Source organism: Allobosea caraganae (assembly GCF_003351345.1).
GTDB lineage: Bacteria > Pseudomonadota > Alphaproteobacteria > Rhizobiales > Beijerinckiaceae > Allobosea > Allobosea caraganae.
Window position 1 is genome coordinate 26,636 of record NZ_QQTO01000007.1, and the last position, 17,769, is coordinate 44,404.

Annotated in this window: 15 protein-coding genes and 2 pseudogenes; 11 read left to right on the forward strand and 6 right to left on the reverse strand. The window is 66.4% G+C overall.

All coding sequences use genetic code 11. The annotated features are described in order from the left end of the window. Positions 1 to 86 precede the first annotated feature (86 nt). From DWF00_RS02865 to DWF00_RS02875, 3 genes are all read right to left on the reverse strand, one after another. On the reverse strand, positions 87 to 1,361 hold the full coding sequence (locus DWF00_RS02865) for an MFS transporter (protein WP_114829913.1): 1,275 nt from the start codon (positions 1,359 to 1,361) through the stop codon (positions 87 to 89). Beyond that, positions 1,306 to 2,418, reverse strand: a complete 1,113-nt coding sequence (locus DWF00_RS02870; RefSeq protein WP_114829914.1) for a helix-turn-helix domain-containing protein — start codon at positions 2,416 to 2,418, stop codon at positions 1,306 to 1,308. The genes DWF00_RS02865 and DWF00_RS02870 overlap by 56 nt, the downstream gene beginning before the upstream one ends. A 176-nt stretch (positions 2,419 to 2,594) precedes the next feature. Further along, positions 2,595 to 3,701, reverse strand: a complete 1,107-nt coding sequence (locus tag DWF00_RS02875) for an alpha/beta hydrolase (protein ID WP_114829915.1) — start codon at positions 3,699 to 3,701, stop codon at positions 2,595 to 2,597. A gap of 388 nt (positions 3,702 to 4,089) precedes the next feature. Here DWF00_RS02875 and DWF00_RS02880 point away from each other — a divergent pair, with 388 nt between their 5' ends. From DWF00_RS02880 to DWF00_RS02905, 6 genes are all read left to right on the forward strand, one after another. Further along, complete coding sequence (locus DWF00_RS02880; protein WP_114829916.1) at positions 4,090 to 5,640, forward strand: AbgT family transporter; 1,551 nt, start codon at positions 4,090 to 4,092, stop codon at positions 5,638 to 5,640. A 54-nt stretch (positions 5,641 to 5,694) separates the two neighbouring features. After that, on the forward strand, positions 5,695 to 6,900 hold the full coding sequence (locus DWF00_RS02885; protein WP_425453046.1) for a M20/M25/M40 family metallo-hydrolase: 1,206 nt from the start codon (positions 5,695 to 5,697) through the stop codon (positions 6,898 to 6,900). A 98-nt stretch (positions 6,901 to 6,998) separates the two neighbouring features. Beyond that, complete coding sequence (locus DWF00_RS02890) at positions 6,999 to 8,834, forward strand: SLC13 family permease (RefSeq protein ID WP_114829918.1); 1,836 nt, start codon at positions 6,999 to 7,001, stop codon at positions 8,832 to 8,834. Positions 8,835 to 8,886: 52 nt separating this feature from the next. Beyond that, on the forward strand, positions 8,887 to 9,150 hold the full coding sequence (locus tag DWF00_RS02895; RefSeq protein ID WP_245973727.1) for a glycine zipper domain-containing protein: 264 nt from the start codon (positions 8,887 to 8,889) through the stop codon (positions 9,148 to 9,150). A gap of 244 nt (positions 9,151 to 9,394) precedes the next feature. Continuing rightward, positions 9,395 to 10,843: a metal-dependent hydrolase family protein gene (locus DWF00_RS02900; RefSeq protein ID WP_114829920.1), complete on the forward strand. Its 1,449-nt coding sequence runs from the start codon at positions 9,395 to 9,397 to the stop codon at positions 10,841 to 10,843. Between the two features lie 96 nt (positions 10,844 to 10,939). Continuing rightward, positions 10,940 to 12,181 carry an MFS transporter gene (locus DWF00_RS02905; protein ID WP_114829921.1) on the forward strand — a complete coding sequence of 414 codons (1,242 nt, stop codon included), beginning with the start codon at positions 10,940 to 10,942 and terminating at the stop codon, positions 12,179 to 12,181. Positions 12,182 to 12,674: 493 nt separating this feature from the next. On the opposite strand, the gene DWF00_RS02910 is transcribed toward DWF00_RS02905, so the two are convergent. Together DWF00_RS02910 and DWF00_RS02915 are read right to left on the reverse strand one after the other, a co-directional pair. Then, positions 12,675 to 13,121 (reverse strand): YybH family protein, encoded by a 447-nt coding sequence (locus tag DWF00_RS02910; protein ID WP_114829922.1) that lies wholly within the window; start codon positions 13,119 to 13,121, stop codon positions 12,675 to 12,677. A 194-nt stretch (positions 13,122 to 13,315) separates the two neighbouring features. Then, positions 13,316 to 13,737, reverse strand: a pseudogene (locus DWF00_RS02915) (glutaminyl-peptide cyclotransferase); the annotation flags it as partial. Here DWF00_RS02915 and DWF00_RS02920 point away from each other — a divergent pair. Further along, positions 13,730 to 14,233: pseudogene (locus DWF00_RS02920) on the forward strand (DUF899 family protein); the annotation flags it as partial. The pseudogenes DWF00_RS02915 and DWF00_RS02920 overlap by 8 nt on opposite strands. Before the next feature lie 8 nt (positions 14,234 to 14,241). Continuing rightward, positions 14,242 to 14,505, forward strand: a complete 264-nt coding sequence (locus DWF00_RS02925; RefSeq protein WP_245973728.1) for a hypothetical protein — start codon at positions 14,242 to 14,244, stop codon at positions 14,503 to 14,505. An 8-nt stretch (positions 14,506 to 14,513) separates the two neighbouring features. Here DWF00_RS02925 and DWF00_RS02930 read toward each other — a convergent pair whose 3' ends face one another. Continuing rightward, on the reverse strand, positions 14,514 to 15,485 hold the full coding sequence (locus DWF00_RS02930) for a quinone oxidoreductase family protein (RefSeq protein WP_114830147.1): 972 nt from the start codon (positions 15,483 to 15,485) through the stop codon (positions 14,514 to 14,516). 108 nt (positions 15,486 to 15,593) lie between these two features. Between DWF00_RS02930 and DWF00_RS02935 the strand changes: the two genes are divergently transcribed. From DWF00_RS02935 to DWF00_RS02945, 3 genes are all read left to right on the forward strand, one after another. Further along, the gene (locus DWF00_RS02935) at positions 15,594 to 16,463 is read left to right on the forward strand and encodes a LysR substrate-binding domain-containing protein (protein ID WP_114829923.1); all 870 of its coding nucleotides are present in this window, start codon (positions 15,594 to 15,596) and stop codon (positions 16,461 to 16,463) included. A gap of 176 nt (positions 16,464 to 16,639) precedes the next feature. Continuing rightward, complete coding sequence (locus DWF00_RS02940) at positions 16,640 to 16,996, forward strand: YciI family protein (RefSeq protein ID WP_114829924.1); 357 nt, start codon at positions 16,640 to 16,642, stop codon at positions 16,994 to 16,996. Between the two features lie 143 nt (positions 16,997 to 17,139). Beyond that, complete coding sequence (locus DWF00_RS02945) at positions 17,140 to 17,745, forward strand: 2'-5' RNA ligase family protein (RefSeq protein ID WP_114829925.1); 606 nt, start codon at positions 17,140 to 17,142, stop codon at positions 17,743 to 17,745. Positions 17,746 to 17,769 lie beyond the last annotated feature (24 nt).

Consider the following 17,769-nt stretch of genomic DNA (forward strand, 5'->3'; position numbering starts at 1 on the left):
TCGCACCAATCTCTTCGGATGGCGCAATGGACGCTATCAACAGCGCGGGACACGCGGATTAGCTCAGAATCCCAATTCTGCGCTGGTCATCCCAATTTTCCGAGCGGTGGCTCCACCTCCGCAGCGACGGCGAGCGGGAGGAGATCGTCGCGTCTGAGGTTGGCCGCGACGGGGATCAGGAGCAGGACGCCGACGCCCGCGGCAGCGGCCATCAGGCCATAGATGTGCTCGCCCCACGAGCCGTACAGATAGCCGGCAAGCGCGGTCAGGGCCGCCATCGCCCCGGCCCAGCCGGCAGCCAGCCAGGCCTGAGCCTGGGCCAGCATCCCGCGCGGAGCGAATTTGGCGAGTAGGAAGACGCTGCTCAGATGCGTCGCCCCGAAAGTCAGGCCGTGCATCAGCTGGAGAAGGACGACGAAGGCGATATCGGGATCCGCGGCCATCCCAGCCCAGCGCAACGTGGCAACCACTCCGCTGATGGCGAGCAGAGCGGCGGCGCCGGCTGGGCCGCGCACGACATGTCCCAGTAAGCTGAAGACGGTGATCTCGGAGACGATGCCCGCTGCCCAGAGGCTGCCCATGGTTCCGCCCGAAATGCCGAGGCTCTGCCAATGCAGCGTGCTGAAGCCATAGACGGCGGCATGGCTCGCCTGAACGAGCGCTGCGCCGGCGATGGTCAGGACCAGCAGATGCGGCCGCCCACGCCCCACGGTCGTTTCCCCGGAAACGGCTGGCGCCTCTGGCATGCGCATCCGCGCCACGACGATCGCAGCGAGCGCGGTTGCCAGCGCCGAGAGCAGCAGCATTCCGATGATGGAGGATGCCGGAAGCCAGTCGAGCAGCCAGCCCGCAGAGAGACTGGCCAGGGCGAAGCCTGCCGAACCCCAAAGGCGGATGCGTCCATAACGGAGCTCGGCGGAACGCAACCCGTTCAGGCTGCGCAAGGTCACGGCATCGGTCAGGGCGATCAGCGGTCCTTGAGCGAGCGCAATCGCGACCACCAGGAGCAGGATCGGCAGGAAGCCGCGGGCAAATGCGAGCAGGGCAGTTCCGATGACGACGGCGCCCGAGCACACGACCAGTGCGGCGGACATGCGCCCATGCCGGTCGGCAAGGGCGCCGACGACCGGGTTGGCAACAATGCGGATCAGCAGAGGCGCGGCGAGCACGATCCCGATCGCCTCGTCGCCAAGCGATTGCGAACGCAGCCAGAGCGGGAAGAACGGCAGATTGACGCCGAGTTCGAAGAATAGCGCCGCATAGAGAAAGGAGAGGCGCCCGGTAGCCCGGTTCATGCCGGATGCCTCAGCCTTGCCGGCTGGCCGGCGGGGCTGCGAATGATTGAGGGCCGGTGCGGCCATCTTCGCTGCCTCGTGCCGCTGACGAACTGGGCGCGATGTCCGGTGTTGCGTCGTGGAGGCCAAGCGGTTGCGTAGGCAGCCTGGCGAGGCTCCGCTCGCGCGCCTCGGTCGGGCTGTAGCCGAATTCGCGCCGGAATGCCCGGCTGAACGTCGAGTGATCGATGAAGCCCACTTCGTTGCCGATGACGTGTATCGAGAGGGCGTCGCGAGGCGAGTTGAGCCGGCGATGAGCCTCGCGCAGCCTTTCGCGATTGATGAAATGGGCGACGCCGCCGGTGCTCTCGAAGAACCGGTAGAGTTTGGAGCGGGACATCGCCATCAGCCGGGCCAGCTGCTCGGGGCCGAATTCGGGGGCGGCCATGTTCTGCCGGACGACGAGGCGGGCCCGATCGATCAGAAGCGAGGCGAGGGGAGCTTCCGCAGCTTCGGAGCGCTCCGCGCGCGGCGCGATGCAGGCTGCGACGAGCGAGCGGGTCGCGGCGGCCAGGCCGTGCGCATGGTCCGGCGGTATATGCGGCAGCTGCCGGGCGAGATTGTCCATGTAGCCCGCCAGCAGAGCCCCTAACTCGGGATCGATGTCGAGGTCATGCGCCCGCTCGAATTCCTCGAGCTCATCCCGGCAGAAATCCCGTGGCAGGAACAGTGTCAGCACTTCCGTATCCTCGGCCTGCCCCTCGAATGGCAGGGCCAGCGAGCGGAAGCTGAGACTGCCCTGGCGCGCGTTCGCCAAGGGTAGCGAGTCCTGGCGGTCGGAACGGGAATGCGCGAGCACGACGCACCAATGGTCGAGGAAGGACCTCTGCCGGTGCCGCCAACGGCGCGCGGGCGCGTTGGCGTAGAGCGTTCTCGTGAAGACGACGTCCCCGAACGTCCAGCAGGAAAATTCGGCCTCGAATGTCTCCGCGGCTTCCGGCGTCGGCAGCAGGTCGATCGTCTCGGCCAGCAGGGAGCGCCATGCATCGAACTGGTCTTCGGGGCGCAAGTCCTTCGTCGAGAACCGTCGAGCAAAAGCAGCGTCGGTCGATGCCTCCGGACTGGTAAAAGAGATGGCCCGCACGACATCCTCCTTCCACTGACGTTGATGCAGCTTAGAGCCGAGGTCATCCGCGAAAAGGTTGATTTCCTACATGTGCTGAAGAAAGTGTCGCGCCCTGCGCTAACATTGGCAAGCAATAAACCGCTGAAATTTTCTAAGCTGGCGGAAGTGACTGATCCCCTACGGCAATCCGGCTCTTATCGGCGTGGCGACGCGGCGTCGAATACCCGTATCGGCGCGGTGACGAGCAAGGTTGCTGCGGAACCGAATGCATCAACTGCCAGCAATGGGCCGGACGTGTCCGAGTCGGTGATGACCTGCCCCTGCAGCAGCCTGTCGCCGATGAGGCGGACCGCTTGGGGGCTGGCCGCATAGAGGTCGTGGTTGATGCGGTCGCCGGCGTTGATGGCGCTGAGATCGAGCACGGTTATACCTGATAGGCCTGCCAACTGCTGCTGGTACTCATCGCGCGTCAGGTCGATTCCGCCGAGACGCGTCGCACCCCGCGAGATGAAGCGGGAGAGCTGCAGTGCCCGGTCGTTCTGCGAGACGAACAGCGTGATCCGCGGACGCTGCGGCCCCATGTCCTCGACCTGCCGCCTGAACACGCCGACATCGAGATCGGGCGAGGCAAGGACCAGGTTGCTGATTTTCCGGGGCACGCCGCCGCGTTCCAGCGCCAGCTGCCGGATGGCCTCCACCGCCGGCCAGCTTCCCATGGAATGGGCCAGGATGATGATCTCGCCAACGGATGGGCTGCTCGCGGCCGTCTTCAGAAGGTAGGCAAGGTCCGAGCGCGAATACGACGCATTGTCGAAATCGCGGCTGTAATCAAGCAGATGGCCCCGAGAGGGCCATGAGAACAGGACGGGTGAAGCCTCGGCGTCGGCATCGTGCGTCAGTTGGGCGAAGCGAAAGACCGCCCGGTCGAATGGGGTGTTGAACCCGTGCACGAAGACGAAGACGCGCCGCTGTCGCCCGCCCGTCATCCGGAACCAGCTCGCGAGCTCCGCCTTGGCGACAGGATTCGCGGACGTGACGACAAAATCCGTGGCTGGATTGCCCGGCACGCTGCGCGGCAGCTGGATGGTGCCGATCTCGCGCTGCCCGGGAATGGAGACGACGATGTTGCTGAACGAGACACCGTCGCCGCGGTCGCCACTATAGAGAACACCGGTTTCGTCGGAGGGCGCGCGCGTGGTCGCGGCGAGCATGTTGACGCGGTCGGTTCCAGGAACGGGCGCGACCGGCACGAGCATTCCTCTCGGCGCGGATGCGCAACTCGCGAGGGCGAGCGCCAGCATGATGCTCGCAACCGGCCCATGCCGGGGGCGGCATCGCGAGGGCCAGCCTCGGGGCGCGGGCTCGACAACGCGGGGCAGCTTGGTGAGCGAGCAGCGATCGGCCGCGCCGCCGTGCCCTTTGCCGGTCGTTGGTCTCACGTCGACCCGCTCCATCCGCCGCATGAGATCGAGGCTTCCGATCGGCGTCAGAATAAAGAACCTGTCCGGTAGCGGCAATACGTACGGTAACTTTGGGACAGGCGGCCCAAGTTTTGGGATTCTGTGCCGATGCCCAATCCGTGCGGAGAACTAAGGTCCCGGACTGAAGATCCGGGGCCGCTGCCCGGCGGCTATGCCAGCTGCATCATCCCCTTCGGGGGCACGGAAACCTTCGGCACGGGGGAAGACGATGACAATCGAGAGCGTCGCGCCAAAGACCACGATGCAGAAGTTCCTCGATGCCGTCGAGAAGGTGGGGAACATGGTTCCCCACCCGGTGGTCATCTTCCTGATCCTCATCGGCATCGTCATCGTGCTGTCGGCGGTGCTCAGCCTGTTCGGAGCGGCGGTTACCTTCGAGCGCATCAACGCGGAGACGCATCAGGTCGAGACGGCGAGCACGGCGATACGCAGCCTGCTGAACATCGACGGCATCCGCTTCATGTATTCGTCGCTGATCCCGAACTTCATGGGCTTCACCGCGGTCGGGCTGATGATCGTCGCAATGATCGGCGCCGGCGTGGCCGAGGAATCCGGCCTGGTGACGGCGCTGATCCGAAAACTCGTCATCGTCTCGCCGGGCTGGGCACTGACCTACATCCTGTCCTTCGTCGGCATCATCGCCAGCATCGCGGCGGATGCCGGCTATCTGGTCCTGATCCCGCTCGCCGGCATCGCCTATCTCGCAGTCGGGCGCCATCCGCTCGCGGGCCTGGCGCTCGGCTTCGCGGCGGTCGCCGGTGCCTTCACGGTCAACATGCTGATCAAGCCGCTCGATGCGGTCCTCGTCGAGTTCACCAACGACGCCGCCCATCTGGTCGATCCCAACCGCTCGATCGGCCTGGCCTCGAACGTCTGGTTCTCCTGCGCGTCGGTGGTGTTCCTGACCGTCCTCATCGCCTTCATCACCGACAAGGTGATCGCGCCGCGCCTAGGAACATACAACCCGGCCCTCGCCGCCGAAGGCACCACGACGGAGCAGGGCGCGACGCTGTCCGAGCAGGAGTCCCGCGGACTGCGCTTCGCCGGCTTCGGCCTGCTCGCGCTGATCGCGGTCTTCTGCCTGCTGACGCTGCCGTCGGGGGCGCCGCTGCGCAACCCGACCACGGGCGAGCTGATCGGCAACTCGCCCTTCATGAACGGGCTCATCGCCCTCATCATGCTGATGTTCCTGACGACCGGCTGGACCTACGGCATCGGCGCCGGCACGCTGAAGACGCTGCCGGAGGTGATCGCGGCGATCGAGAAGTCGATCAAGAACCTCGGCGGCACGATCTTCCTGTTCTTCGTCCTGAGCCAGTTCGTCGCCTATTTCACCTATACCAACATGGGCACGGTGATGGCGCTGAGCCTGTCCGGCGTGCTGCAATCGGCGAATATCGGCGCCCTGCCGCTGCTGCTCGGCTTCATCGTCGTCGTGGCGATCATCGACCTGTTGCTGACCGGCGCGATCGCCAAATGGGCGATCTTCGCGCCCGTCTTCGTGCCGCTGCTGATGAAGCTCGGCGTCGAGCCTGAAGCCGTGCTGGCGGCCTACCGCGTCGGCGACTCGCCGATGAACGCGATCACCCCGCTCAACGCCTATTTCGCGCTCGTCGTCGGCTTCGCCCAGAAATACGACAAGTCCGCCGGCGTGGGCACGATCGTCTCGCTGATGCTGCCCTATGTCGTGTGGATTTTCGTGCTGTGGACGGCCCTCTTCGCCGTCTGGAAGATGCTCGGCCTGCCCTGGGGGCTGTGACGGCCGATCGCGTGATCCGAAACGACGCAACCCTCACTTGATCGGATGGATATCATGAGCAGTTCCTCCGTCCCTCTCGATGTCGATGCCGCGATCGACCACCTGATGAACTTCCTCTCGGTGGAGGGCGTGACCGGGCAGGAGGCCAATATCGCCGCCGCGGTCAGCGATGCGCTGAAGAAGATCGGCGTGCCGGCCTCGGCGATCCGCTTCGACGACGCCAACACGCGCATTCCGGTGCCGACGCAGACCGGCAACCTCATCGTCGACCTGCCCGGCACCAAGCCCGGTCCGCGCCTGCTGTTCTCGACCCATCTCGACACGGTGCCGCTCTGCGCCGGCGCCAAGCCCAGGCGCGAGGGCGACCGTATCGTCTCCGACGGCACGACCGCGCTCGGCGGCGATGCCCGCACCGGCGTCGCGCTGCTGGTGGTACTCGCCGAGACGCTGATCAAGCACAAGCTGCCCCATCCGCCGATCACCCTGCTCTTCACCGTCCGCGAGGAAAGCGGCCTGCACGGCGCCCGCGAGCTGAAGCCGGCGGAGCTTGGCGGCGCGGTCATGTGCATCAACGTCGACGGCCAGCTCGCCTCCGAGCTGATCATCGGCGCGGTCGGCCAGGAGAACTGGGAGGTCGAGATCAAGGGTCGGGCGTCCCATGCCGGCGTGGCGCCCGAAAAGGGCATCTCGGCCACGCTGGTCGGGGCGATCGGCCTGTCCGAGGCGCACAACGCCGGCTGGTTCGGCAAGGTCGTCAAACCCGATGGCCGCGGCACCAGCAATGTCGGCATCTTCGGCGGCAAGGGCGGCACGGTCGCGGCCGGCGACGCGACCAACGTCGTCACCGATTACGCCTTCATCAAGGGCGAGGCGCGCAGCCCCGAGCTGACCTTCGCGGGCAAGATCGTCGATGGCTATGAGGCCGCCTTCGCCAAGGCGAAGGCTGCGGTCAAGGACCATGAGGGCGACACCGCCGAGGTGACCTTCCGCCGGCAGCCGGCCTATCCGCCGTTCGAACTGGGCAAGGACACCCCCGTCGTCCAGCGCGCCACCAAGGCGCTCAAGCTCCTCGGCATCGAGCCGACGCTGCTGTTCTCCAATGGCGGGCTCGATGCCAACTGGCTCGACAAGCACGGCGTGCCCACGATCACCATTGGCGCCGGCCAGGCCGAGATCCACACCATCAAGGAATTCGTGAAGCTCGACGAATACGAGAAAGGCTGCCGTCTCGGCATCCTGATGGCGACGCTGGACGATTGAGGCCTTGTCGGATGCGGCTCGCCGGCACTCCCTCGCGTCGGCGCTCTGCGCCTCGGGGCGTGCCGACGGGCCGGCTGGACAGTTAGGGAGCTGAGCGATTGAGCCCGATAGCCTATACCGGCACGATCATCGCCGTCGCGGTCGTCCTGTTCATCTGGAACAGGATCCCGGTGGTCATCGTCGCCATGCTGACGGCGTTGTCGCTATGGGCGACGGGTGTCCTGACCCTGCCGCAGGCGCTCGGCGGCCTCGGTGATCCCGCGGTCATCTTCATCGCGTCGCTCTTCGTCGTCAGTTCCGGGCTCGAGATCACCGGCGTCACGGCCTGGGCGGGACAGTTGCTGATCAGGGGGGCGGGCGAGGAAAGCCGGACGCGCCTGCTCCTTCTGACGATGCTTCTGGTCTCGCTGCTGACCGCGCTGATCAGCCTCAACGGCGCCGTTGCTGCCTTGCTGCCGGTGGTTGTGGTCATTGCAGTCCGGCTGAAGCGAAACTCCTCGCAATTGCTGATGCCGCTGGTCTTCTCCGCCCATGCCGGTTCGATGCTGGCTTTGACGGGGACGCCGGTGAATGTCCTGGTCTCGGAGGCGGCGAGCGATGCCGGTTTCGGCGGCTTCGGCTTCTTCGAGTTCACGCTGATCGGCGTGCCGCTGCTCGCCGGCACGATGGCGATCATCATCCTGTTCGGGCAACGTCTGCTGCCGGAGCGCAACGGCGCGACCATGCCCGCCGATTTCAGCCGCCATGCCAAGACCCTGGTCGAGCAGTACGGGCTCGCCAGCGGCATCTACCAGATGCGCGTGCGCGCGAGCTCGCCTTATGTCGGCGTCGCGCCGGCCACGATCGACCTTTCCACCTTTCCCGGGCTGCAACTCGTCGCCATTCAGGAGGCCGACACGGCGGGTCCGCTGCGGCGATCTCTCGTGGCCGAGGGCGATCACCTGCTGGTGCGGGGCGACGCCGACGCGGCCGCGGCACTCGCGGCCAAGCTGCATCTCGCCTTCCGCGAGGAGGCGAAGCAGGGCGAGGGCGCGGAGACGCTGTTCAACCAGCGCTCAGGCCTTGCCGAAGTCGTCATCCCGCCGCGCTCGGGCCTGATCGGCCAGAGCGTCTTCCCGGGCATGGTCACCGAGAGCGGCGACCTGATCGTGCTGGCCGTGCAGCGCGCCGGGGCGGAGATCGCCGCGGCGACCGCACCCAAGGATTCCGGCGGCATCGTGCTTCAGGCCGGCGATACGATGCTATTGCAAGGCACCTGGAAGGCCCTCGACATCCATCTCGACGATCCCGACGTGCTGGTCGTGAGCTCGCCGGAGATGGTGCGCCGCCAGGCCGTGCCGATGGGGCCGGGCGCCAGGCAGGCCGTCATCATCCTGATCGCGATGGTGCTGCTGCTTGCGACCGGCATCGTGCCTCCGGCGGTCGCCGGGCTGCTCGCCGCCGGCGCGATTATCCTGTCCGGGATCATGAGCGTCGAGCAGTCCTACCGTGCCATCAGCTGGACCACGGTTATCCTCGTCGGCGCCATGATGCCGCTCTCCACCGCGATGGTCGAGACCGGGGCGGCGAAGCTGATGGCCGAGCGCCTCGTCTACATGGTCGGCGATGCCGGCCCGTTTGCACTGCTTGCCGGCCTGTTCGTGCTGACCGCTGTCATGGGCCAACTGATCAGCAATACGGCGACTGCACTCATCGTCATCCCGATCGGCGTCGCGGCGGCCGCGAGCATGGGCATCTCGCCGCGCCCGGTGCTGATGAGCACCGCCGTCGCCGCTGCGGGGGCCTTTCTCACGCCGATCGCCACGCCGACGAACCTGATGGTGATGGGGCCGGGCGGCTACACGTTCAGCGATTACTGGAAGCTCGGGCTGCCGTTGCTGATCTGGTTTTTCGTCGTCGCGGTTTTCATCGTGCCGCTCATCTGGCGCTTCTAGCGAAGGCCAGGGGCGTCACAGCAGTACTTCCACCAGAGGCCGAGGGTAGATCATGAAGAAAATTCTCATCATTGCGGCGTTCTCCACAACACTTGCTGCTTGCACTGCGCACGAAGAGCGCACGGCCGGTGGCGCGCTGATCGGCGCCGGAGCCGGCGCGATCATTGGCGGCGCCGTGACGGGCCGGCCCGGCGGCGCCCTGGCCGGTGCAGCGATCGGTGGTGCCGGCGGCGCGCTCGTCGGCTCGGCGACATCGCGGACCCGTACTTGCGTCGGACGCGATGAATTCGGCCGGCGGGTTCGCTTTGATTGTTGAGCGAGGCCGTCATTGACCTGCCATTGCCGGAGCGCAGCCTCTTTGGCTGAACTCGGCGATCGAACGCTGGCTACGTCGTGTGGCCTCTAGAGAAAGGTCCGGTTCCCGGCTGCCTCGTCCGCGCGAAAGCCGCGGGGCGCAGGACCGAAACACGTGGGCGCGAGACACCGGCGGATCGCATTGGTCCATGCGGCCTGCGGCGCCTCGCCTTGAACCTATCGATTGTAGCCTTGGGAGCGCGGTGATGATCAGGGTCGGAGCGAAATACCAGCATCTTATCCGCAGCGGCGGCTGCATCTGCCACAATCCGCAAATGCGCAGGGTCTCGGAGCGCCTGACCGATTTCTCGCGCCGCGGCTTCCTGGCTGGCCTGGGGGCGGCGCTGGTCGCGGCGGGGCAGCCCAGGCCCGTGCTCGCGGCTCCTGCGGTCTCGTCCGGCCCGGTCCTGTTCCGGAACCTCCGTCTCTTCGACGGCAAGGCCGACGCGCTTCGCACCGGAATCCAGGTGCTGGTCGAGGGCAGCAGGATCGCCGCCGTCGATACGACCAACAGCCCGCCGCCTGCCGACGCCCGCACGATCGATTGCGGCGGCCGCGTGCTGATGCCGGGCCTGATCGATGCGCATTGGCACGCGCTGTTTGCCGCCGTGCCCCTGGCAATCCTGATGGCGGCGGATCCCGGCTATATCTTCGCCGTCGCCACGGCCGAGGCCGAGCGCACCTTGCTGCGCGGCTTCACGACGATCCGCGACCTGGGCGGCCCCGTCTACTCCTTCAAGCGGGCGATCGACGACGGGGTGATCGCTGGGCCGCGCATCTATCCGTCCGGGCCGATGATCACCACCACCGGCGGCCATGGCGACCTGCGCCAGCTGACCGACCTGCCGCGTACCTCCGATCGGCTCAGCTCAGTCGAGACGCTGGGCGGCGCCATGATCGCCGACAGTGTCGGCGAGGTGCAGATGCGCACGCGCGAGCAGCTGATGCAGGGCGCTTCCCAGCTCAAGATCGTTGGTGGGGGCGGCGTGTCCTCGCCGCGCAGCCCGCTCGACATGTCCACCTTCAGCGAGACCGATCTTCGCGCCGCCGTCGCCGTGGCGAAGGACTGGAACACCTATGTGACGGTGCACGCCTATGCGCCGAATACGATCCAGCGCGCCATCGCCGCCGGCGCCGCCTGCATCGAGCATGCGCATCTGATGGACGAGGAGACGGCGAAGCTGATGGCCGACAAGGGCGTCTGGCTGAGCATCCAGCCCTTCCTGAGCACCGAGGATGCCGTGCCGCTGACCGGCCCGAGCGGGGAAAGGCTGCTGCAGGTGATCGCCGGGACGCACACCGCCTACGAACTGGCGCGCAAATACAAGCTCAAGACGGCCTGGGGGTCCGACATGCTGTTCTCTCCGGCCGTGACCGCCCGGCAGGGAACGATGCTGACGCACCTGGCGCGCTGGTATGGCAATGCCGAAATCCTGCAGATGGCCACGTCGACGAATGCCGAACTGCTGGCCCTGTCGAATCTCCGCAATCCCTATCCGGGCCGGCTCGGGGTCATCGAAAAGGGCGCCTTCGCGGATGTCCTCCTGGTCGACGGCAATCCGCTCGAGACAATCGGGTTGATCGCGGACCCGGACAAGAATCTGAAGGTCATCATGAAGGACGGCAAAATCTACAAGAACACCCTTGCCGCTTGAGCAGGGAACGGAGGGACCGCCGCTGCCGGGACGCACTCAGTCCACATTTCAACGGTAGGCGTTCTTTCGGCTGGCATTATCCGGGGACTGCAACGAATGCTCGTGCAGATCGGAACGCTCATCGCTGCCACGGGCCTCGTTCAGCTCGCCAACGGCTTCTTCAACACCTTCCTGTCGCTGCGGCTCACCGTAGAGGACTTCGGCGCGACGCTGACAGGTATCGTGCTCAGCGCCTATTTCATCGGCTTCACCATAGGCGCGGTGAGCAGCGGGCAGGTGATCCAGCGCGTCGGCCACATCCGCGCCTACACGGCGTTCGCCGGCATGGTGGTGATCGCGACCGCGGTGATGCCGCTTTTCGCTTCGCCGATCGCCTGGATCCTGTGCCGGGCCGTCATCGGCATGGGGTGCGTCGGCCTGTTCATCACCACCGAGAGCTGGTTGAACGCCAAGGCGCAAGCCGACCAGCGCGGCCGGGTCTTCGCGATCTACATGGTCGGCACGTTTCTGGCGCTGGCCGCCGGGCAACTGCTGATCGGCAAGCTCGCCATCCAGTCGTCGACGCCCTTCAACATCATCGTTGCCCTCTTCGCGCTTGCCCTGGTGATGGTGAGCACGACGCGGGCCGAACCACCCGCGGTCACGCCGGAGGCCTCGACGCTACGCTATGGCGACCTCACCCGGCAGGCGCCCGTCGCGGTGGTCGGCTGCGTCATCAGCGGAATGATCAGCAGCGCCTTCTACGCGCTCGTGCCGGCCTGGATGCTGAGCAATCACGTCGCACAGGAGACCATCGCGCTGTTCATGCTCGTCGCGGTATTGGGCGGGCTCGCGCTGCAGGTCCCGGTCGGCCGCCTGTCGGACCGCGTCGACCGGCGGGTCGTTCTGGCCGGGCTCGCGCTCGGATTCTCGGCTGCCGCCATCCTGCTGGTGCTGCTGCCGCGGCGCCTCGCCGCCGTCCTGCCGGTGGCTGCGTTGCTCGGCGGCTTCATGTCGACGCTCTATCCGGTCTGCGTCGCCCACGCGCTCGACCGCATGCCGGCCGATCGCGTCGTCGCCGTCAGCGGCAGGTTGATCCTCGTCAGTGGCTTGGGGTCGGCGCTGGGGCCGATCGTCGGAGCCGGCGTCATGGCACGGCTGGATATCGACGGGCTGCTGTATTTCATGGCGGCGGCGGCTGCTCTGCTCGCGGGCGTCGCCGGGCTGCGCATCTTGGCCAGGGCGCCTCCAGTGAAGGTGGAACGCCCCTTCGAGGTCATCGATCCCATGACCGCACCGATCTCGCTGGAGCCAGAAGCCACCGACGAGGACGGCACGCCGCGCCCGGTTGCGGCGTGACGCCCCGGCGATACCTAGGCGACGGTCGGCGCCGCGGACAGCTCAGGCTTCCACTCGGCGTCTGGAACTCGGCGCGGTACCGCCCGGTCAGCTCGAGCAAGGTGCCGAGATTCTCTTGCGGCGCGTCGGCCTCGACGTCGAAGGACAAGCGGACAGGTACAGCGGCCGAGTTTGTGCGACCGTATAAAGGCCTTCCACGAATGAGGTGCCTCGCTGACGGTACTTTTCTGAGAATGAACCGCTCTGCGGGAGGGCGTGGCAGTGTATCGAAAATGCGATAGTAGGTGATAGATGAGCCGCCCCAGATTGGGCAAATTATTCAATGAAATCAAAAGCGTAGATTATGGCGGCCTTGCAGCGGACACATTTCGGAGACAGGTATTTTCATAAATGAAAACAGTAGCTTAAAGCACACCCGAACAATCGAGTGGGAGTGAGGCGTGTAGGCGAAGGATGTTCCAGGTAGGGCTGCGCCGAAGCTGTCGTTGACGACCTATTCGGCGGGGACCGGGATGATGGTGGTGAAGCGCCACCCTTGAGTCGTGCGGACGGCGATCTGATTTATTAGGAACCTCAGCGTCCGTGCCGCTTGGCCGGGGGCGCCAATCGTGATCCGCGTGGGCACGTAGAGGTGCATTGTGTCCGGCCCGAGCCGTGTGATGCGGCACTCTGCAATCTCCGGTTCGAACTGCCAGGTGCCCCTGAAATTGTTCTCGAAGCGCTGCAGCACGGCTTCTCGCCCGAAAAACTGCCCGGCGCGAGCCACAAACATGACAGAGCCTGCGTAGGCTGGCGTGTCGGGGGCGAGGACGGCGTCGATTCCGGCGAGGTCGTGTGCATTCTCGGCTCGCACCTGGCGTTCGAACAAGGCGCGGACTTCGGCAGCTTCATCCGTTTGAGCCGCGCTCGGGCCAAGGTCGGCGGGAAGTGTTTGCGTCATAGGTCCAAATCTTTCTCGGGTGCGCACCGTAGCGTCCAATATGCATTTGCGCCGATATGGGCGGCGATTTCGAGGCTATGGCCGCAGAGTCCCGTGTGCACGACAAATTGGCGCATGGGCGTCCTACTCACAGGACCTGGCGACGCGTCGAACAGGTGTTGGTGCGCATTGGAGCCCTGGCGCACGGCGCAGCGTCACCTTGGCCGGCGCACCGCTCTCACCTTGCCGCTGTTTCCGCCGCCGCAATAGAACCGCTCGCCGCCGTCGGCTTCGAGGCCGGACACGAAGACGCCTGCGGGCATGTCGAGCCGCTCCAAAACCTCGCCCGTTCGCGGATCGACGCGCCTGAGATCGCTCTCATCGCCTTCCCAGGTGCCGTGCCAAGCTCGCCATCGCTCCAGGTCACCCCGGTGACGAAGCGGTTGGACTCGATGGTGCGCAGGATCGCTCCCGTCTCGGGGTCGATCTGGTGAATCTTCCGGTCCTGGTACTGGCCCACCCAGAGCGTCCCCTCGGCCCAGGTCAGCCCCGAATCGCCGCCGCCTCCGGGCGCCGGGATCGTGGCGAGCACCTGGCCGGTCTCCGGGTCGATCTTCTGGATGCGGCTCTCGGCGATCGCGGACGGGTTCAACGGCATCGTCGTCCATCTGGCGAACCATGACGTCACGCTGACGGCGGTGTCGCGGGCGCCACTCGCCAAGCTGCAGGCCTTCAGGCAGCGAATGGGCTGGACGTTTCCCTGGGCCTCGTCGGCCGGCGGCGAGTTCAATTACGACTTCAACGTCTCGTTCTCGGAGGAGGCGCAGCGGGCGGGAGCGATCGACTACAATTATCGGCGCGGCGGCTTCGTGATGGACGCGCTGCCGACCACCGGGCCTGTCGCCGAGTTCGCGGCCATGTCCGGAACCGACGTGCCGACCTATGCACGCGACAGGCCGGGCCTGAGCGCCTTCGCGCTGGAGGATGGCGTCGTCTACCATACCTACTCCACCTATGCGCGCGGCGTGGACGGCATCTGGGGCATGTTCCCCTGGCTCGACCGTGCGCCCAAGGGGCGCAACGAGGCCGGCGGCCCGTGGTGGCGCCACCACGACGACTACGGCAGGGGCTGAGTGAGGCCGTGGCGATCCGTCGTGAAAATAGCGCGGCGTCCGCTTTCGGCACTGCCGATTGGCTCGGCCTCGCGGCCGCGCCAACCTTCGCGATCATGGCGCTGCTGACGGCAATGTTCGGTCGCGGTCAGCCGGACATCCTCTGTTCGGCGATGCATGATGCGTCGCCCCTGAGCGGAATGGTCACGATGTACGCGCTGATGAGCACCTTCCATTTGGCGCCTTGGCTGAGGCTGATCTCCAGCCAAGCCCGCGGCGGCCGCCGGAGCTGATCCGGCGCCTATGTCAGCAGTACCGTCGCGCCGGTCGTCTGCCGCGCCGCCAGCCGGCGGTGCGCCTCCGCTGCCTCCGCGAGCGGCAGGCGGGCATGGACGGGGATCTTTACCGCCCCGCTCAGGACGACGTCGAACAACTCCTCGCTCATGGCGAGCACGTCCTCGCGCTTTGCGAGATGCGTGAACAGCAGCTGCCAGGTGGCGAAGAGCGAGCCCTTCTGCATCAGCAGCATGATGTCGAATGGCTCGATCGGTCCCGAGGCCGTGCCGAAGCTGACGAAGGTGCCCAGCGGCCGCAGGCAATCGAGCGAGGCCGGGAAGGTCGCCTTGCCGACGCCGTCATAGACGACATGGCAACCCGCGCCCCCGGTGATCTCCCGTACGCGCGCCGCAAAATCCTCTTTGCGGTAGTCGATGACATGGTCGCAGCCGTTCCGGCGGGCAAGCTCGGCCTTCTCGGGCGAGCCGACCGTGCCGATGACGGTCGCGCCGAGATGCTTGGCCCATTGCGTCAGGATCAGCCCGACGCCGCCCGCCGCAGCGTGCACCAGGATGATGTGTCCGGCCGCGACGCGAAAAGTGCGGCGCAGCAGGTATTGCGCCGTCAGCCCCTTCAGCATCATCGCTGCGCCGGTCTCGAAAGCGATGGCGTCCGGCAAGTGCACGAGGTAGCGGGTCGGCACGATGCGCTCCTCGGCATAGGAGCCGAGCATCTCGACATAGGCCACGCGGTCGCCCGGCGCGAAATCGCGGACGCCTTCACCAACCGCGACGACCTCGCCCGCGCCCTCGTTGCCGGGGATGAAGGGCAGGGCAGGCGGCGCGTAGTCGCCGGTGCGGAAGTAGATGTCGGTGAAGTTGAGGCCGACAGCCCTGTTGCGGACGCGGACCTCGCCGGGCCCGGGCTGGCCGATCTCGACGTCCTCATAGGTCAGCACCTCTGGCCCGCCATGGCGGTGAACACGGATCGCTTTCATGATGTCGGCTTCCTCGCTGCGTTGCATGCCGGCCCGGGCTTGGCGGGAGATAGCGCGCAGCGAGCTACGGTTGTAGGCTGATATCGGCGACATCAGAGTTCACCAAAAATGATATCCGACCAGATCGGCCTCGACCTTCTCCGGACCTTCGTCGCGGTCTGCCGGCAGGGCAGCCTGAGCCGGGTCGCGGCGCAGACCGGCCGCACCCAATCGGCGTTGAGCATGCAGATGCGCCGGCTCGAGGGCCTGCTCGAGCGGCATTTGTTTCAGCGCACCGGCCGCGGCGTCGTGCCGACTCCCGAGGGCGAGCTCTTCCTGGGCTACGCGACCCGCATCCTCGCCCTTGGCGATGAGGCCGTGACGCGTCTGCGGCAGGCCGAGATCAGCGGCGTCGTGCGCGTCGGCCTCGCGGAGGAGATCGCGACCGCGTCGTTGCCGGCCGCTTTGGGACGGCTGCACCGCGCCTATCCCGACATCCGCCCCGACGTCGTGGTCGAGCACAGCGTCGCGCTCGGCCGGCTTTGGGGCGAAGACGGCCTGGACATCATGATCGGCCCCACCTCGGTCGTCACCGCCGATGCGCTGATCACATGGAATGTCGCGCTCCAATGGGTCGGAGCCCCCGACTATGCCCCAGATCCGGAGCGGCCGCTCGACCTCGTCGCCTTCGCCGCGCCCTGCCTGTGGCGCCGGCGCATGATCGATGCGCTGGTCGCGGCCGGCCGGGAGCACAAGGTCACGTTCACGAGCCAGAGCGTCACGGCTCTGCAGGCGGCGATCGAAAGCGGATTGGGCATCGGGCTGCTGCCGGCCGAATCCGTTCGGGCCGGGGCGATGCGGGTGTTGAAGACGTCGGCCGGCGTGCCGGAGCCGCTGACCGTCCAGTACGGCCTCTACGCCCATGACCGGCGAAAGCCGGTCGTGGACGCCGCGATCGCTGCGCTGCGGGAGGGCATACCGGCAATGCCGGGGCTGTGACCCATTCTCGGGTTTGGCGATAATCGGCGGCGCGACGAGCGGCCTTCGGCGCAGACCGGAGATCTGCAAAAATATTTTGGTCTCGATGTCGATTTGGCATGGGCTCGTTCGTCGAGACCCTGAGGGGTGGGAGCACGACGTCGTCGCGCCAGTGCCCTCGGCAAGGAGACGAAGACATGCGTTTCATGATGATGGTCAAGACCGGTAATACCGCGCCGCCTACGCCCGCGCTGATGGAGGCGATGGGCAAGCTCATCGAGCGCGAGTTCACGGCGGGCAGGTTGATCGACACCGGCGGTCTGCTGCCGAAGCCGATGGGCTTCGAGGTCCGGCTGTCGGGCGGGAAGGTCGAGGTGATCGACGGCCCCTTTACCGAGGCCAAGGAGGTTATCGGCGGCTATGCCATCTTCGAGCTTGCCGGCCGCGACGAAGCCCTCGCCAGCGCGCTCGAGTTCATGAACCTGCATAAGGAGCTGGCCGGGGACTGGGAGGGCGTCTGCGAAGTGCGCCCGATGGAGGCCCACGGGGCCTGACCGCGCGCCGTGCGCATCGGCGGCCCGATGCGCACGGCCAAACCCTTGCGCGCCCGAGTCATTCGTGAAGATTTTCTTGCTTGCAGTGTTCTCTATTTGTTCTAAATTAGGGCAATTCAGTCTGTGTTTGAGTAGGCGTTGAGATGCGTGCTCCTTTGAAAGCGACTCCTGGTCGCCAAGGCGCAGTTGCGCCTTGGGCCCAAGGCCGGGACAACTACTTTTTCGCGGTGGTGCCGGATCGTGAGGCGGCGGCCTGGATCGATGATGTCGCTGATTGGCTGCGATCGCGATACCGGCTCAAGGGCCAGCGTTTCGCTGCGGAGCGTTATCACGTCACGCTTCATGGCGGCGCATTGCCGGGCGGGACGGAGGCTGAGCTCGTCGCGCGCATGGCGGCGGCGGCCGATGGCATGTCGCCAGCGGGTTTTGCCGTCGGTTTCGACCACGCGCTGAGTTTTCCCGGAGGCGGGGAGGAGCACCCTTTCGTGTTGTCGTTCAGCGATCAATTATGGGGGCTGAGGACGCTTCACGCCGCCCTCGGGCGGGCCATGGCCGCAAATGGGCTGCTCGTCGCGCGCTCGTTCACCCCGCACCTTACGATGCTCTATGACCCATGCGTCGTGCCCGAAACGGATATCGAGCCCATCCGCTGGACGGCGCATGACTTTGTGCTGATCCGGAGCCTGCACGGCCAGTCGCACTACCAGTTCCTCGGCCGCTGGCCGCTCAAGCCCTTGCCGACGCACTGACCGGGTCGATTCAAGGCTGCGGGC

Coding starts and splice junctions, on each gene's coding strand:
- DWF00_RS02865 (WP_114829913.1), bottom strand. CDS start 1,361: ATGGCCGCACCGGCCCTCAATCATTCGCAGCCCCGCCGGCCAGCCGGC.
- DWF00_RS02875 (WP_114829915.1), bottom strand. CDS start 3,701: ATGCTGGCGCTCGCCCTCGCGAGTTGCGCATCCGCGCCGAGAGGAATG.
- DWF00_RS02880 (WP_114829916.1), top strand. CDS start 4,090: ATGACAATCGAGAGCGTCGCGCCAAAGACCACGATGCAGAAGTTCCTC.
- DWF00_RS02885 (WP_425453046.1), top strand. CDS start 5,695: ATGAGCAGTTCCTCCGTCCCTCTCGATGTCGATGCCGCGATCGACCAC.
- DWF00_RS02895 (WP_245973727.1), top strand. CDS start 8,887: ATGAAGAAAATTCTCATCATTGCGGCGTTCTCCACAACACTTGCTGCT.
- DWF00_RS02900 (WP_114829920.1), top strand. CDS start 9,395: ATGATCAGGGTCGGAGCGAAATACCAGCATCTTATCCGCAGCGGCGGC.
- DWF00_RS02905 (WP_114829921.1), top strand. CDS start 10,940: ATGCTCGTGCAGATCGGAACGCTCATCGCTGCCACGGGCCTCGTTCAG.
- DWF00_RS02910 (WP_114829922.1), bottom strand. CDS start 13,121: ATGACGCAAACACTTCCCGCCGACCTTGGCCCGAGCGCGGCTCAAACG.
- DWF00_RS02930 (WP_114830147.1), bottom strand. CDS start 15,485: ATGAAAGCGATCCGTGTTCACCGCCATGGCGGGCCAGAGGTGCTGACC.
- DWF00_RS02935 (WP_114829923.1), top strand. CDS start 15,594: ATGATATCCGACCAGATCGGCCTCGACCTTCTCCGGACCTTCGTCGCG.
- DWF00_RS02940 (WP_114829924.1), top strand. CDS start 16,640: ATGCGTTTCATGATGATGGTCAAGACCGGTAATACCGCGCCGCCTACG.
- DWF00_RS02945 (WP_114829925.1), top strand. CDS start 17,140: ATGCGTGCTCCTTTGAAAGCGACTCCTGGTCGCCAAGGCGCAGTTGCG.